At 68.2% G+C, this 15,137-nt stretch carries 13 protein-coding genes; 4 read left to right on the forward strand and 9 right to left on the reverse strand.

Features of this window, described 5'->3' with window-relative positions; translation table 11 throughout:
- The first annotated feature begins 68 nt into the window (after nucleotides 1–68).
- A complete protein-coding gene (locus tag OB2597_RS10905) occupies nucleotides 69–2,021 on the forward strand; it encodes a glycosyltransferase family 2 protein (RefSeq protein ID WP_009805616.1) in 1,953 nt (650 codons plus the stop codon).
- Here OB2597_RS10905 and OB2597_RS10910 read toward each other — a convergent pair.
- Complete coding sequence (locus tag OB2597_RS10910) at nucleotides 1,955–2,590, reverse strand: GntR family transcriptional regulator (protein WP_009805617.1); 636 nt, start codon at nucleotides 2,588–2,590, stop codon at nucleotides 1,955–1,957. The genes OB2597_RS10905 and OB2597_RS10910 overlap by 67 nt on opposite strands.
- A 91-nt stretch (nucleotides 2,591–2,681) precedes the next feature.
- Between OB2597_RS10910 and OB2597_RS10915 the strand changes: the two genes are divergently transcribed.
- Together OB2597_RS10915 and OB2597_RS10920 are read left to right on the forward strand one after the other, a co-directional pair.
- Nucleotides 2,682–3,326, forward strand: a complete 645-nt coding sequence (locus OB2597_RS10915; protein WP_009805618.1) for a pyrimidine 5'-nucleotidase — start codon at nucleotides 2,682–2,684, stop codon at nucleotides 3,324–3,326.
- 118 nt (nucleotides 3,327–3,444) lie between these two features.
- Complete coding sequence (locus tag OB2597_RS10920; RefSeq protein WP_009805619.1) at nucleotides 3,445–4,653, forward strand: UbiH/UbiF family hydroxylase; 1,209 nt, start codon at nucleotides 3,445–3,447, stop codon at nucleotides 4,651–4,653.
- 182 nt (nucleotides 4,654–4,835) lie between these two features.
- On the opposite strand, the gene OB2597_RS10925 is transcribed toward OB2597_RS10920, so the two are convergent.
- Together OB2597_RS10925 and OB2597_RS10930 are read right to left on the reverse strand one after the other, a co-directional pair.
- The gene (locus tag OB2597_RS10925; RefSeq protein WP_009805620.1) at nucleotides 4,836–5,291 is read right to left on the reverse strand and encodes an Lrp/AsnC family transcriptional regulator; all 456 of its coding nucleotides are present in this window, start codon (nucleotides 5,289–5,291) and stop codon (nucleotides 4,836–4,838) included.
- On the reverse strand, nucleotides 5,288–5,743 hold the full coding sequence (locus tag OB2597_RS10930) for an Lrp/AsnC family transcriptional regulator (RefSeq protein WP_009805621.1): 456 nt from the start codon (nucleotides 5,741–5,743) through the stop codon (nucleotides 5,288–5,290). Before OB2597_RS10930 ends, OB2597_RS10925 begins: the two co-directional genes overlap by 4 nt.
- A gap of 141 nt (nucleotides 5,744–5,884) precedes the next feature.
- Here OB2597_RS10930 and ilvC point away from each other — a divergent pair, with 141 nt between their 5' ends.
- Nucleotides 5,885–6,907: a ketol-acid reductoisomerase gene (gene ilvC, locus OB2597_RS10935; protein ID WP_009805622.1), complete on the forward strand. Its 1,023-nt coding sequence runs from the start codon at nucleotides 5,885–5,887 to the stop codon at nucleotides 6,905–6,907.
- A 58-nt stretch (nucleotides 6,908–6,965) separates the two neighbouring features.
- Here the strand turns inward: ilvC and OB2597_RS10940 are convergent, their stop codons facing one another.
- The 6 genes from OB2597_RS10940 to glyS form a co-directional block, all read right to left on the reverse strand.
- The gene (locus tag OB2597_RS10940) at nucleotides 6,966–7,157 is read right to left on the reverse strand and encodes a hypothetical protein (RefSeq protein WP_009805623.1); all 192 of its coding nucleotides are present in this window, start codon (nucleotides 7,155–7,157) and stop codon (nucleotides 6,966–6,968) included.
- A gap of 283 nt (nucleotides 7,158–7,440) precedes the next feature.
- Nucleotides 7,441–8,451 carry a dihydropteroate synthase gene (folP, locus tag OB2597_RS10945; protein ID WP_009805624.1) on the reverse strand — a complete coding sequence of 337 codons (1,011 nt, stop codon included), beginning with the start codon at nucleotides 8,449–8,451 and terminating at the stop codon, nucleotides 7,441–7,443.
- Nucleotides 8,448–9,374: a dihydroneopterin aldolase gene (locus OB2597_RS10950; RefSeq protein ID WP_050759230.1), complete on the reverse strand. Its 927-nt coding sequence runs from the start codon at nucleotides 9,372–9,374 to the stop codon at nucleotides 8,448–8,450. Before OB2597_RS10950 ends, folP begins: the two co-directional genes overlap by 4 nt.
- A 101-nt stretch (nucleotides 9,375–9,475) precedes the next feature.
- The gene (locus tag OB2597_RS10955) at nucleotides 9,476–10,117 is read right to left on the reverse strand and encodes a cell wall hydrolase (protein ID WP_009805626.1); all 642 of its coding nucleotides are present in this window, start codon (nucleotides 10,115–10,117) and stop codon (nucleotides 9,476–9,478) included.
- Between the two features lie 161 nt (nucleotides 10,118–10,278).
- Nucleotides 10,279–12,828 (reverse strand): putative PEP-binding protein, encoded by a 2,550-nt coding sequence (locus tag OB2597_RS10960; RefSeq protein ID WP_009805627.1) that lies wholly within the window; start codon nucleotides 12,826–12,828, stop codon nucleotides 10,279–10,281.
- Nucleotides 12,829–12,894: 66 nt separating this feature from the next.
- Nucleotides 12,895–15,114 (reverse strand): glycine--tRNA ligase subunit beta, encoded by a 2,220-nt coding sequence (gene glyS / locus OB2597_RS10965; protein ID WP_009805628.1) that lies wholly within the window; start codon nucleotides 15,112–15,114, stop codon nucleotides 12,895–12,897.
- Nucleotides 15,115–15,137: the final 23 nt, after the last annotated feature.

A 15,137-nucleotide genomic window follows, 5' to 3' on the forward strand; every position in this document is an offset into this window, starting at 1 on the left:
ACCGCTTCTTCAGGTAATATTAACCGGCGTCGCCGAATGCTCCCTGTGAGCATTTCCGGGGGCGTCGCATGTCTTCTCAGGACCTGTACAATCTGGATGGCCGGCCGCGGTCGCGGGCCGGCGACGCGATCGGGTCGCCCGGCCGGACCGCGCCGCCCGACCACCGGCCCGAACCCCGGCCCGATCCCGCCGTCCTGCCGTTCATCCCGCCGGGACCGGCCGATCGGCCGGAGCGGATCGCGGACCTGCGCGCCGATCATGCCGAGGGCCGCCTGACCGGGCCGCGCCTGCTGACCGAACTCGCCGCGCTCACCGGGGCGCAGCCTGTGGACCTCGGCCTCACACCCGCCGATCCCGGCCTAGCGCGCAGGTTCGACGGGCCGACCTGCCTGCGCCACGAATGCCTGCCCTGGCGGCAGACCGCCGACACGATCTGGATTGCGACGGCCCGGCCCGAACGGTTCGACCGGGCACTTGCCGACCTCATGCCCGGCACCGGCCCCCACCCCCCCGAGACGCGGATGGTCCTGGCGGACCGGTCCGCGATTCAATCCGGCCTGGCGAAAGTTCACGGGCCGGAGCTGCAGCGCCGGATGGTGACGCGAACCGCCCCCGAACTCTCCGCCCGGCACTGGAGCGCGCTTGACCGGGCGGGCCTGAGCGTCCTCGCCCTGGCGGTACTGGCGGCGATCCTCATCAGCAATCCCGCGGCCCTCGCACGCTTTCTCGTGGCGGGGGCCATCCTGGCGCTCGTGGTCGCCTCGGTCACCAAGCTTTCGGCCGCGATCACGCATCTGCTGAGGCCCGAGCGCCCGCCACCGCCCTGCCCCGAACACCTACTCCCCGTCATGTCGATCCTGGTTCCCCTCTACCGCGAGGATCGCGTCGCCTCGGTCCTTCCCCGCCGACTCGAGAGGCTCGACTATCCGCGCGCGCGGCTCGACGTGATCTTCGTGCTCGAGGAAAGCGACGACGTGACCCGCGCCGCGCTCGCGGCGGCCGCGCTGCCGCCCTGGATCAGGATCGTCACCGTCCCCGACGGTCAGCCGCGCACCAAGCCGCGCGCCATGAACTATGCGCTGGATTTCTGCATCGGCGACATCATCGGCATCTACGACGCCGAGGACGCGCCGGAGCCCGATCAACTGCGGAAGGTGGCGGCCGGTTTCGCGGCCGCGTCCGGGGAAACGGCCTGTCTTCAGGGGGCGCTCGACTACTACAACGCCGCGGAGAACTGGATCACGCGCTGCTTTACCATCGAATACAACACCTGGTTCCGCCTCGTCATGCCCGGCATGGCCAAGCTCGGATTCGCCGTCCCGCTCGGCGGAACCACCGCCTTCTTTCGCCGCGACGCGCTCGAGGCCGTCGGGGCCTGGGATGCCCACAACGTGACCGAGGACGCGGACCTCGGGATGCGGCTCGCCCGGGCCGGGTATCGCACCCGGGTCATCGACACGGCCACGGGGGAAGAGGCCAGCGCCCGGCCGGTGTCATGGGTGCGGCAACGCTCGCGCTGGCTCAAGGGATACCTGATGACCTACGCCGTTCACATGCGCCGGCCGCGCGCTCTCCTGCGCGACCTGGGGCCCTGGCAGTTCCTGGGGTTCCAGGCGCATTTCCTGACCGCGATCCTGCACTTTGCCCTGGCGCCGCTGCTCTGGCTGTTCTGGCTGGTGATCTTCGGCGTCGACCTGCCCCTGATCGCCATCGACACCGGCCCGGCCATGCGACTGCTCGCGACGGCCTTTCTGGGCTTCGAACTGCTGGTCATGACACTGGGCGCGATCGCCACGCGGGGGCCGCGACACAGGTTCCTCTGGCCCTGGATCCCCAGCCTGCACCTCTATTGGCCCATGGGCACCCTCGCCATGTGGAAGGCGCTGGTCGAACTGGCCTGCCGCCCCTTCTACTGGGACAAGACCGAACACGGTCACACGCTGACGGAGGAGGATCAGCCGACGGTCCCGATCGCCCCGGAATCGAGCTTGAGCCGCGTCACGAAGGCCTTCGAGATGTGATCGCTCAGCGCCTCTCCGGCCGTGGCCTCGTCTCGCGCGGCGATGGCCTCGACGATGGCCGCGTGTTCGGCAAGCGCCGCCGCGTCCCGGCCCTGGGCCGCCAGCGACGTCAGCGCCAGAAGCGCCATCGACCGGTGCACCATGTCCAGCTGCTGCACGAGGAACCGGTTGTGCGAGGCGAGGTGGATCTGCTTGTGAAAGCGCCGGTTGGCCCGCGACAGCGCCGCCGGGTCGCCGAGCAGCGCCCGATCGGCCTCGACCATGTCGCGCAGCACGCGAATTTCCTCGGGCGTGGCGTGCCGCGCCGCCAGACGTGCGGCCAACCCCTCGAGCTCGGTGCGCACGATATACAGCTCCGCCAGCTGGTTGTGATCCAGCGACGACACGATCAGCGACCGCCCGTCGCGGGTCAGCAGCGATTGCGTCTCGAGCCGCTGCAGCGCCTCGCGGATTGGCGTGCGCGACACGCCGAACCGGTCGGCCAGTTCACTTTCGACCAGCCGGTCGCCCGGCTTGTAGACCCCGTGATCGATCGCTTCGAGGATCAGCGTATAGGCATCCTTCTGCACCGGCCCGTCTCCTCAGTCCCGTCGCGTCAAAGTATCGGGCCCCGTATATCCGATACTTGCGTCCCTTGTCCCCTCCCCATAGCCTGAGATCATGCCGCGCGACGCCTTTGCCCATGTCACGACCTGGGTCTTCGATCTGGACAATACGCTCTATCCGCCCTCCGCCCGCCTCTTTGACCAGATCGAGGTGCGGATGACGGACTGGGTGATGCGCAGCCTCGGTGTCGACCGCCCCGAAGCGGACCGCCTGCGCCACGCCTACTGGCGCGATCACGGCACGACGCTCGCCGGGCTGATGCGTCTGCACGGGGTCGATCCCGGACCCTACCTCACCGAGGTGCATGACATCGACTTTTCGGGGCTTCAGGCGGATCCCGCCCTCGCCGCCCGGATCCAGGCGCTGCCGGGGCGCAAGATCGTCTTCACCAACGGCTGTGCCCCCTATGCGGAACGGGTGGTCGAGGCGCGCGGCCTCACCGGTCTGTTCGATGCCGTCTATGGTGTCGAACACGCGGAATACATCCCCAAGCCCGAACGTGCGGCCTTCGACCGGATCTTCGCGCTGGATCGTCTCGACACCCGCACGGCCGCCATGTTCGAGGACGATCCCCGCAACCTCGCCGCCCCCCACGCCCTCGGGATGAGAACGGTTCACGTGGCCGAGAGCCCGGTGACGGCCGAACATATCCACCATCACACCGACGACCTCTCGGATTTCCTGGGGCGGCTCGCCTGAACGCGGCGAACGCCGGTCGCCCCGGGCCGTCTCGGCCCACACGGGCCGCCGGGCCGGGACGCTTTGCCGCTTTTCCCCATCTCTCCGCCGGCCTATCTAGACGGCAGGAGGGCGCATCATGACCACCGACCATGACATCGTGATTTCCGGAGGCGGCGTCGCCGGACTGACCGCCGCGGCGGTCTTCGGGACTGCCGGCCATTCGGTGCTGCTCTGCGATCCCGCGCCCCCCGTGACCGAGGGCGAGGCCGAAGGCGCCGACCTGCGCACCACCGCCTTTCTGCAACCCGCGCGCGGCCTTCTGGAGGACGCGGGCCTCTGGTCCCGCCTCGCCGATCATGCCGCGCCGCTCCGGGTCATGCGGATCGTCGACGCCGGCGGCCCCCCACCCGAACCGCGCGTCACCCGCGACTTCGACGCCGCCGACATCTCCTCGGGTCCGTTCGGCTGGAACCTGCCCAACTGGCTGCTCCGTCGGGAAATGCTGGGCCGGCTGGACGATCTGCCGAATGTGGATTTCCGCCCCGGCACCGGCACCGAGACGCTGCTGACCCGCGAACGCGAGGCTCGGGTCGGCCTCAGCGACGGCAGCCGGGTCCGTTGCCGGCTGGTCATCGCCGCGGACGGCCGCACCTCGCCCATGCGCGAGGCGGCGGGGATCGGCGTCAGGACGACACGCTATGGACAGAAGGCTCTGGCCTTCGCCGTCACGCACCCGATCCCGCACGAAAACGTCTCGACCGAGATCCACCGCTCCGGCGGCCCCTTCACCCTGGTTCCCCTGCCCGACCGCGAGGGCCTGCCCTGCTCGGCCGTGGTCTGGATGGAGGACGGTCCCGAGGCGCTTCGGCTCTCGCGACTTCCCGAGCCCGCGTTCGAGGCCGCGATGATGGAGCGGTCCTGCGGTCTCTTCGGACCGCTGACACTGGTCACCCGCCGCTCGGTCTGGCCGATCGTCACCCAGGTGGCGGACCGGATGGCCGGCGAGCGGATCGCTCTTCTGGCCGAAGCCGCGCATGTGGTCCCGCCGATCGGGGCACAGGGCCTGAACATGTCGCTGGGCGATCTGCGCTGCCTGCGCGACCTGGCCGCGGCCCGGCCAGAGGGGCTGGGCGATCGCCGGATGCTCGAGACCTATGACCGCCGCCGCCATCCCGAGGTCAGGCTGCGCGCCGCCGGAATCGATGCACTCAACCGCGCCTCGCGGATCTCGGCCCAGCCCCTGCGCGACCTCAGGGCGGCCGGCCTCGCCGCGCTCTACGGCGCGCCGCCCGTCCGGAGAATGCTGATGCAGATGGGGCTCGGCGCCCGCGGCGGAGAGGACTAGCCGACGGACGCCGCCAGTGCGGAAGATATCCACGGGCCCGCCCCGAGGATCTCATGCCACCACGCTCGCGTCCCGGCGGACGGAGTTCGGACCAAACCCGAGGATGACGTTCGACACGTGCGTCTTTCGGTAGAAGGTCCTCGGGTCGAAATTAAGGATGACGTCATGTCCCTGCTCGTCCGTCAGATCGGTCCCGGCAGGCGGTCCTCACTCAGCAGGACATTGGCATCGACATTCGCCACCCCCGGCAGCGTCATGATCCGCCGACGCAGGACACGTTCGAAATCGGCGATGTCCCGCGCGGTCACGCGCAGGCGGTAGTCATAAAGACCCAACACATGTTCGATCGTCTGGACCTCGGGGATCGCGCTGACCGCGCGTTCGAAATCCGCGAGGCTCACGCGGCCCTTGGTTCCCAGCTTGACCCCCAGGAAGACGGTTACCCCGAAGCCGAGCGCCGCGAGGTCCAGATCCAGCCGCGCGCCGGCCAGCACCCCAGCCTCCTGCAGGCGCTGCACGCGCCGCCATGTCGCCGGCTGCGACAGCCCGACCCGCCGCCCGAGCGCCGAGGCCGACAGCCCGGCGTCCTCGGCCAGGTGCCGCAGCAGAGCGCGGTCGATATCGTCGAGGTCGATCACAGCGGCACCGTCTCGTCCGTCTTGATGCGCGCCACATGCATCAGGGCCTCGAGATCGGCGATGTGCGGCAGCGTCAGGATACGCTCGCGGTAGAGCGCCTGATAGTGCTGGAGGTCCCGCGCGATGAGACCCAGCCGCACATCGACCTGACCGAGGAACGTCTGTATTTCGAGCACCTCGGGGATCCGGCGCGCCTCTGCCGCGAATTCCTCGAAGGCCCGCGCCACCGTCTTGTCCAGCGTGACCCGCAACGACACCTCGACCGCATAGCCGAGGGCGCGCCAGTCGATCACCGCGCGGGATCCGCGCAGCACGCCGGCCTCGCGCAGCTTTTCCAGCCGGCGCCAGCAGGTGGCCGCGTTCACCCCGGCCCGATCCGCCAGGTCAGCCCCGCTGAGCGTGGGGTCCGCCTGCAACTGGCGCAGGATACGCCTGTCCGTGTCGTCCAACATGAAAAATCCGTCATTCGCCCCGATGACGAATGACTATCTCTCAACAGAGGTGAAATCCACAATCTTTGAAAGCCATTTCATCGGGGCGCGCCTATGCTGCGCCCATCCCGCCACGATCGGCGGCCAGAAGGAGGAAAACTCATGCGCGTGTATTACGACCGCGATTGCGACATCAACCTGATCAAGGACAAGAAGGTCGCCATCCTGGGCTACGGCTCCCAGGGGCATGCCCACGCCCTGAACCTGCGCGACAGCGGCGCCAAGAACCTCGTCGTCGCCCTGCGTGAAGGCTCGGCCAGCGCGAAGAAGGCCGAGGCCGAGGGCCTGCAGGTCATGGGCATCGCCGAGGCCGCGGCCTGGTGCGACCTGATCATGTTTACCATGCCCGATGAACTTCAGGCCGAGACCTACAGGAAATACGTCCACGACAACCTGAAGGACGGGGCGGCGATCGCCTTCGCCCACGGGTTGAACGTGCATTTCGGCCTGATCGAGCCCAAGCCCGGCGTCGACGTCATCATGATGGCGCCCAAGGGCCCCGGCCACACCGTGCGCGGCGAATACACCAAGGGCGGCGGCGTCCCCTGCCTGGTGGCCGTGAACAACGACGCGAGCGGCAAGGCGCTGGAAATCGGCCTGTCCTACTGCTCCGCCATCGGCGGCGGCCGGTCCGGCATCATCGAGACCAACTTCCGCGAGGAATGCGAGACGGACCTCTTCGGCGAACAGGCCGTGCTCTGCGGCGGCCTGGTCGAGCTGATCCGCATGGGCTTCGAAACGCTTGTCGAGGCGGGCTATGCACCCGAGATGGCCTATTTCGAATGCCTGCACGAGGTGAAGTTGATCGTCGACCTGATCTACGAGGGCGGCATCGCGAACATGAACTACTCGATCTCGAACACCGCCGAGTACGGCGAGTACGTGTCGGGCCCCCGCGTCCTGCCCTACGAACGGACCAAGAAGGAGATGAAGGCGATCCTGCACGACATCCAGACCGGCAAGTTCGTGCGTGACTTCATGCAGGAAAACCAGGTCGGCCAGCCGTTCTTCAAGGGCACCCGCCGGATGAACGATGCGCACCAGATCGAGGAAGTGGGCGAGAAGCTGCGCGCCATGATGCCCTGGATCTCGGCCGGCAAGATGGTCGACAAGGACAGGAACTGACCGGATCGATGCATCCGCTACATCGGTCGGCGCCACTCCGGCGCCGGCCGCCATCCGTTCAGGGCATCGCCCGATCCAGATGATGCGCCGCATTCGTTCTGTCGGCGTCGGTGCACCACTTGTCGCCCGTGGCCAGCCAGACCGCATCGCGCACCTCGGCGCGGACCGTGATCCGGTTCGGTTCCACATCGATGATGTCGGGCGACAGCAGGTTCAGGAACATGGCGAGGGCTTCGGGCGTCAGGCACATCGGAGTGTTTCCTTTCGGTTCGGACCTCCCCCGGCGGATGATGGCGTCCAAGGGCCTGCGTGACCAGTTCCCGACACCGCTTTCTTCGGAGAGCCCCGCAGCGACGCCAGTGCTGCACAGAAACCGGGCGCATCTCCGTCTGGCGGGGCACCCTGCCCCGGCGCACGCAACTCAGCTAGGCCCCGCAGCGACGCCAGTGCTGCACAGAAACCGGGCGCATCTCCGTCTGGCGGGGCACCCTGCCCCGGCGCACGCAACTCAGCTAGGGTGACCCGACCATTCGTCAATCGGCCGCGCCGGTCGCCATCGCCCTCCACAGCCTCAGCGCCTGCGCGGTCTCCGATACGTCATGTACCCGCAGGACCTGCGCCCCTTGGGCGACCCCGTAGAGCGCCACCGCCACCGAACCCGGCACCCGGTCCGCCGCCACCTCGGCCCCGCCGATGGTGCCGATGAACCGCTTGCGCGAGGCGCCGAGCAGGATGGGCAGGCCCAGATCGTGCAAGGCCGAGAGGTGCCCGAGCAGATCAAGATTGTGCCCTGCCGTCTTGCCGAAGCCGATACCCGGGTCGATCACGATGCTGTCGCGGGCGATCCCCGCTGCCACCGCCGCATCCACGCGCTGCAGGAGATGATCGAGCACCTCGGTCACGACATCACCATAGCGCGGGTCCTGCTGCATCGTGCTGGGCGGCCCTTTTGCGTGCATCAGGCAGACCGGGACGCCGCGCGACGCGACGAGCCCCGCGAGGTCCGGGTCGTGGGCAAAGGCCGAGACGTCGTTGACCATGTCGGCCCCGGCATCCAGAGCAGCCTCGGCCACGGCGGCCTTGCGCGTGTCGATGCTGATCGGCAGCGTCAGCCCGGCGTCTCGGATCGCGCGGATGACCGGCGCCGTCCTGCGGATCTCTTCCTCGACCGACACCTCCTCTGCGCCGGGACGCGTCGATTCGCCGCCAATGTCGATGATGTCGGCCTCGTGGGCCATCTGCCGGGCATGGGCCACCGCCGCCCCAAGGGTCTCATGGCGGCCGCCGTCGGAAAAGCTGTCGGGCGTCACGTTGAGGATTCCCATGATGCGGGGCCGGTGCAGCGACAGCCCGCAGAGGGGCGCGCGCACTCCGGAAAGGCGCGCGCAGGCCACATCGCCCATCTGCGCCAGACCGACGGGTTCCTCGCCCCCGGCGAGAGAGAGCGGCTGGGCCGAAGCGAACCGCACATGCGCCTGCCCCGCAAGCGGCAGGCCCGGCACGGCGGCGCCCGCGACAGGGATCGGGCGCAGCCAGCCGGTCACGCCAGCGTCTCCAGATCGCCATGCGCGGCGGGCGTCTCTCCTTCCGGCAGGGGCGCGTCCGGGTCCAGCAGGACGAAACGCTCGGCGCTGAGTTCGCCGGCCAGCCAGTAGGCCAGCTCGACCGGTCCCGCATCGCGCGCCGGCCCCTCTACGGCATCCAGCACCATCTTGGACGGCGCCCAGACCGAGACCTGGGCGTGCTTCATCGCCCAGTCGAGTTCGGTCCGCGTGTTGACCACCACGCACCGGGCGTCCTGCCCGGCCAGGACCCAGGCATTCTGTTCGATGGCCAGCAGGTCGATCCGCCGCTGCGCGAGATCGACCCGCGACCGCGGCGACGCGAGCTCGGCCGGACCGCAGCACAGGATCGTCGGCAGCCCGGCCGCCTGCAACCGGTCCAGCGCCGCCGGAAGCCCCGGGGCCGTCACGTCGGCGTTGGACAGATAGACCACGCGCGGCGCGTGTTGGGCCTCCTCGGCCTCTTCCTCGGCCAGAGGCTGAGCATCGGCCCGGCTGCGCATGATCTCGACCCCGAGCGCACCGGGCCCGCGATCCAGCTTTTCGATCCGGACGAAGACCCGCTCGGCCCGCGGTTCGTGCAGGATCCGGTGCGCGACCCGTTCCGCCAGCGTTTCCAACAGGTTGAGCCGTTCGGTCGTCAGTTCGGCCTCGATCGCTTCGGTGACGCGGTCGTAGGAGAGGACGCGATCGACATCGTCGGCCAGCGGCGCTGACGCCGACTGGACCTCGACCACCACGTTGAAGCGCAATCTCTGGCGCAGCCCGCGTTCCTGCTGAAAGGCCCCGATCTCGACCTCTGTCACGTAGTCGCGCAGGGAAATCCGGTCGCGGGGCTCGGCCCCGGCCAGGGCCTCGGCCCGTTCGATCGGATGCCCGAAGGCCTGCGAAATCCGGTCACTCACTTCGGCCACTCCCGCTGCGTTGCGAGAGCGGAGTACCGGCTTGCGGCAGGATTGGCAAAGGCTTACCCGGCATTGCGACCGTCAAAAACGGCGCGGGCGCGTCAGTTGGACGACAGGCGGGTGTGCCGGCTATAGAAGTGGTGAACGCCGATACTGGCCGTGCGGTTGAACTTGCGGGCCCAGGACGGCGACACGGCGCGGGTGTGGTAATAGGTCGCCCCGTCGGTCAGCGGACGCTCGGCGCCCCGCATCATGATGGCCGCCACCTTCGACACGGTCGCAAAGGCGCCCTTTTCGTGAATCACCTCGGGATAGCCGTCGCAGGTGTAGGTGAACTGGCAGGCATATTTCCGGCCCGTCCCCTGGTTGATCACACCGCAGATGGTGTTCGGAAACGACGGGCTGTCGACGCGGTTGAGGATGACCTCGGCGACGGCGAACTGCCCCCTCACGCTTTCGCCGCGCGCTTCGAAATACAGCGCCTCGGCCAGACAGGCGGCCTGGGCGGTCAGCTCGGGCCGCTTCTGTTTCGCGAGCCAGGACCGCGAGTATTCGATCTTCGGTGTCTTCCGCGCCTTGGGCCGGAGGTCCTGCGCCGCCTCGATGTCCAGCAGCGAAGCCAGTTTCAACGGTCCCACGGCGCTAAGGCCGTTTTTCTCGGCACTGGCAATGTCATCGACCGTGCTTTCGGCCGCGGCGCCGCTGGCAACCAGCAGAAGCGCCCCCAAAATCAATCCGCGCATATCAACAATACGGCCCCGTCTGCGTCGCCGTCTCCAATTTTCGTTTCCGGGTCGCCTAACGGAAACCGGGCCTCGGGTCCAGCCTCTGGCAGAACGGCTTTTCGGACAGGGTTTCGGGGCCGGTGCAGCTTTGCCGCTCAAACGGTTGAAAAACGGCTCGTTTACATTTTCGGCGGAAAAATGTCTTTGACGGCAAGCTGTGCCGCGGCAAGCCGCGCGACGGGCACGCGGAAGGGCGAGCAACTCACATAATCAAAGCCGGCCTGCCGGCAGAAGGCGATTGATTCGGGATTGCCGCCATGTTCGCCGCATATGGAAAGCACAAGATCCTTTCGCGCATCCCGGCCCCGTTCGGCCCCGGTCTGAAGCAATTCGCCCACACCGTCGACATCGAGCGTGTGGAACGGATCCTCGGCAAAGACCCCCTCCTGGACGTAGGTCTTCATGAACCGGCCCGCGTCGTCGCGCGACAGGCCATAGGTCATCTGCGTCAGGTCGTTCGTGCCGAAGGACAGGAAAGAGACATGGGGCGCGATCTCGCCCGCGCGTAGCGCGGCGCGGGGCGTTTCGACCATGACCCCCAGCCGATAGTCGAACCGCTGATTGCTGGCCGTCCGCACCTCGGCGGCCACCGCCTCGACCCGCGACTTCACCAGTTCCACCTCGCGCTTGGCCGAAACCAGCGGGATCATGATCTCGGGCACCACGCTGGCGCCCTCCCGGCTCGCCTCGAGGACCGCTTCGAAGATGGCGCGCGCCTGCATGTCGTAGATCTCGGGCATGTTGATGCCCAGCCGCACGCCCCGCAGCCCCAGCATCGGATTGTGTTCGGCCAGTTCCTCGATGCGCCGGGTCACATCAGACATCGGGCGGTCCAGCGCCTCGGCGAGCGACCGCATGCCATCGCGGTTGGTCGGCAGGAATTCGTGCAACGGCGGATCGAGCAGCCGGATGCAGACCGGATGGCCCTGCATGATCCGGAACAGTTCGACGAAATCGGCGCGCTGCATGGGCAGGAGCTGGTCGAGCGCGGCGCGGCGATCTTCGGCCTCGGCGGCAAAGATCATCTCGCGCATGACGGTGAGACGGCCGGGCTCGAAGAACATGTGCTCGGTGCGGCAGAGGCCGATCCCCTGGGCCTCGAACTTGCGCGCGATCAGCGCATCGGCCGGCGTGTCGGCATTGGCCCGCACACCGATGTCGCGGAATTCGTCCGCCCAGGCCATGAGCTGTTGGAAGGCGCCGTCATGCGCCGCCTCGTGCAGCGGCGCCGAGCCCAGGATCACCTCGCCGTTGGTGCCGTCGATGGTGATCACGTCCCCCTCTTTCAGGGTCTGGCCGTCCGCCGTGGTCACGGTGTTGCGGCGCAGGTTGAACTTGAGCTCGGACGCGCCGACGACGCAGGGCAGCCCGAGGCCCCGGGCGATCACGGCGGCGTGGCTGGTGATTCCGCCGCGTTCGGTCAGCACCGCGGCCGAGGCGTGCATGCCGCGGATGTCCTCGGGCGTCGTCTCGCGTCGGATCAGCACGCAGGATTCGTCCCGCGCCGCGGCCGCCTGTGCCGCCGCCGAGGTAAAGACGATCCTGCCAGATGCGGCCCCGGGGCTGGCGGCGATGCCCTTTGCGATAACATGGCGCGGGGCTTCGGGATCGACCTGCCGGTGCAGCATTTCGGTCACGGCCCGCGGCTCGACCCGAAGGATCGCCTCTTCCGGGGTGATGATCCCGTCATTGGCAAGAGCCACGGCGATCCGGACCGCCGCACGGGAACTGCGACGCACCCGCACCCCGTCGAGCACGTGCACGCGGCCGTTCTCGATGGTGAATTCCGTCTGCATCTCGGCCTTCAGCCGCTTGCGCATCAGTCGGGTGTAGCGGATCAGGTCGGCGAAGGCCTCGGGCGCGAGATCCTCGAGCGACGAGCCGCGCGGATCCCTGGCGAGGTAGATCGAACTGCCCTCTTTCTTCAAGGCCTCGCGGCCCTGGCTCTGGCTGCGGTAGCGCCCGGTGATCTTGGGCCGGCCGGTGGCGGAACTGACCAGCTGGATGACGCCGGAACCGCAGACCCCCTTGCCCAGCCCGAGCGCCATCTCCTGCACGACGAGGCCCAGCCCCGCATCCGCCGGCGCGCCCTTGGCCTGCCGCAAGAGCCGCGCGGTCGTCCCCTCCCACGCCCGCGCCATCGAGCGAAGGACGCCGGCCAATTGGACTCCGGGATCCTGCGGAAACGGCTCTTCCGTCTCTTCCTGATAGGCCGCTAGGACCTGCCGGAGCCCTTCGCGCCCCTCGACCACGAGATCGTCGAAGAGGTCGGGATCGAGTCGCGCGACGTTGATCGAGTATCCTTGCACGAAGCGGATGTAGACCGCCGTCGCGGCCTCTTCTCCGATCCGGTCGCAGAGGTCGGCAAAGAGAGCGTCGTTCATGCCGACGTTCAGCACCGCACCGGGTCCGCCCCAGTCGGGGTCTTCCGAGGAAGGCCGGACACAGAGAAGCGGTTGCGCGTCAAAGTGTTGCAGCAGGCCCTTCATGTCCGGCATCTGACCGGCGGCGATGCGGTGCACCATGTCGAAAGGCAGCGCCACGGTCCGCGGCACGGGCAGCTCCAGTCGCACCAGGCGTTGCAGGCACTTGGCCCGGCCGCCATGCGTTGCATTCGCGATCGAGGCGTCCGGCGTGATGAGCGTGGGGCTGGTGGGCGTCTGCTGCACTGCGGCATTCCTTCTGATCGGGGCAGAATACGCCGCTCGCCGTTCGGGGCAAGGAAAAGCTGGCGCTCAGCCCTCGAGCCGCGTCAGGTCGGCCACCGCCAGACAGGTCGTCCGGATCGTCGACAGGAGGTTGAGTCGGTTCCGCCGCACGATCTCGTTCTCGGCGTTCACCTGCACCGCTTCGAAGAAGGCGTCGATCGGCGCGCGGAGCGTCGCGAGATCCGAAAGCGCGGCCTCGAACTCCTCCTGCGCCATGGCTGTTTCGATGCGCGGCCGGACCCTCTCCAGCGCCTCGAACAGAGCCGTTTCGCTGGCGTCCTCGGCGAATTTCGGATCCGCCCCGAATTCGTAGGCGACGCCGTCCTTGTCCTCGGCCTGGGTGAGGATGTTGTTGGCCCGCTTGAATCCCTGCACGAGATTTTCGCCGTCCTCCGTCCGGAGGAAGGCCGACAGCGCCTCGGCCCGCTGGACCACCAGCGCCAGGTCGGACTTCTCGGGCATGGCGATGGCCACGTCGATCACGTCGTGGCGGATGCCTTCGTCGCGCAGGTGCACCTTGAGGCGATCGTGGAAGAATGCCAGCAGGTCGGCGCCCAACTCGGGATCGTGCTCGGACACCGCTGCAAGCCAGCCCGGCGCGTCTTCAACACTGTCGAGCAGCGCGCGCACCGGGGCCCCGGACATGCCGTGATGCGCGATCTTCCCGAGCAGGTCATCCAGCAGCGCCTGGTCGGCGGCCGCCCCATCGGAGAGCCGGTGGCGCAGGATCTGGGCATCGAAGAACCGGTCGAGATCGACCCGCAGGCCGTTTGCCAGCACCAGCCGGATCACGCCGAGCGCCGCGCGGCGGAGGGCGAAGGGATCCTTGGAACCCGTCGGTTTCTCGTCGATGGACCAGAAGCCGGTCAACAGGTCGATCTTGTCGGCCAGGGCCACCGCCACGCTGACCGGGGCCGAAGGCACCGCGTCCGAGGGCCCGAGCGGGGAATAATGTTCCTCTGCCGCCCGCGCGACCTGATCCGGCAGGCCGGCGGCCTCGGCATAGTAACGGCCCATGAGGCCCTGAAGTTCGGGGAATTCATAGACCATCTCGGACGAGAGATCGGCCTTGGCCACCCGTGCCGCCTGTTCGGCGAGCGCGGGATCGGCATCGACTGTCGGCGCGATGTCCCGCGCCAGCGCGGCGATCCGGTCGATCCGCGCGGCCTGGCTGCCCAGCTTGTTGTGGAAGGTCACGTTGGCCAGCCGCGCGACCCAGTCCTCCATGCCCGCGGTGCGGGCGATGCGCAGGTCGTTTTCCCAGAAGAAACGGGCGTCGGAGAGCCGCGCCGCCAGCACCTTCTGGTTGCCGGCGAGGATCGTCGCCCCGTCGTCGGCGGTTTCCCGGTTGGCGACCGTGATGAACTTCTCGATCCGGCCCGTCCGGGCGTTGCGGACGGAAAAGAACTTCTGATGTTCCTTCATCGAGGTCTGCAGCACCTCGGGCGGCAGGCCCAGGAACTCCTGATCGATGTCGCCCATCAGCACGACCGGCCATTCGACAAGGCCGGCGACCTCGGACAGCAACCCACGGTCCTCGACCACCTCGAGCCCGGCGGCAAAGGCGAGGTTCGTGGCGTCCTGCCAGATGTGATCTGCACGCTCCTGCGCGTCGAGAACCACGCAGGCGCGCTTGAGCTTTGTGGTGTAATCCTCGAAACCCGTGACGGAAAACGCGCCCGGCGCCATGAAGCGGTGACCGTGCGTCCGGTCCGTGGCGGTCAGCCCGTCCAGCTCTATCGGGACGGTCGCCGCGCCGCTCTCGTCGCTGAGAATGCAGAGGATGGAGTGCAGCGGCCTTACCCATTTCAGACTGCCGCTACCCCACCTCATGGATTTTGGCCACGGAAAATTGCGAATAACCGATGTGAGCACCTCGGCCACGATCTCGGCCGCGGGGCGCCCCGGACGTTCGATCAGCGCGACGTAGACCTGGCCCTTCTTGTCGTCCCGAACCTGCAGATCCTCCTTCGCGACGCCGGCGCCGCGCAGGAAGCCCTCGATCGCCTTCTCGGGCGCGTCGACGCGGGGGCCCTTGCGTTCCTCGCGCAGCGTGGGCGACTCGGTCAGCAGCCCCTCGATGGCCAGACATAGGCGACGCGGCGTATGGAATGAGGCGGCCCCGCCGTATGTCAGCCCGGCCTCGACCAGGCCGTCCGTCATCCGGGACTTGAGATCCGCCGCGGCCCGGGCCTGCATCCGTGCCGGGATTTCCTCGGAGAAGAGTTCGATCAGAAGGTCGGGCATAGGGTCGCTTTCGGGCCTGTCAC

This window comes from Pseudooceanicola batsensis HTCC2597 (assembly GCF_000152725.1).
GTDB lineage: Bacteria > Pseudomonadota > Alphaproteobacteria > Rhodobacterales > Rhodobacteraceae > Pseudooceanicola > Pseudooceanicola batsensis.

What these genes read in the sequence shown, in the direction of transcription:
- glyS (WP_009805628.1), bottom strand. Translation starts at nt 15,114, where the DNA reads ATGCCCGACCTTCTGATCGAACTCTTCTCCGAGGAAATCCCGGCACGG.
- OB2597_RS10915 (WP_009805618.1), top strand. Translation starts at nt 2,682, where the DNA reads ATGCCGCGCGACGCCTTTGCCCATGTCACGACCTGGGTCTTCGATCTG.
- OB2597_RS10930 (WP_009805621.1), bottom strand. Translation starts at nt 5,743, where the DNA reads ATGTTGGACGACACGGACAGGCGTATCCTGCGCCAGTTGCAGGCGGAC.
- OB2597_RS10905 (WP_009805616.1), top strand. Translation starts at nt 69, where the DNA reads ATGTCTTCTCAGGACCTGTACAATCTGGATGGCCGGCCGCGGTCGCGG.
- OB2597_RS10955 (WP_009805626.1), bottom strand. Translation starts at nt 10,117, where the DNA reads ATGCGCGGATTGATTTTGGGGGCGCTTCTGCTGGTTGCCAGCGGCGCC.
- OB2597_RS10940 (WP_009805623.1), bottom strand. Translation starts at nt 7,157, where the DNA reads ATGTGCCTGACGCCCGAAGCCCTCGCCATGTTCCTGAACCTGCTGTCG.
- ilvC (WP_009805622.1), top strand. Translation starts at nt 5,885, where the DNA reads ATGCGCGTGTATTACGACCGCGATTGCGACATCAACCTGATCAAGGAC.
- OB2597_RS10920 (WP_009805619.1), top strand. Translation starts at nt 3,445, where the DNA reads ATGACCACCGACCATGACATCGTGATTTCCGGAGGCGGCGTCGCCGGA.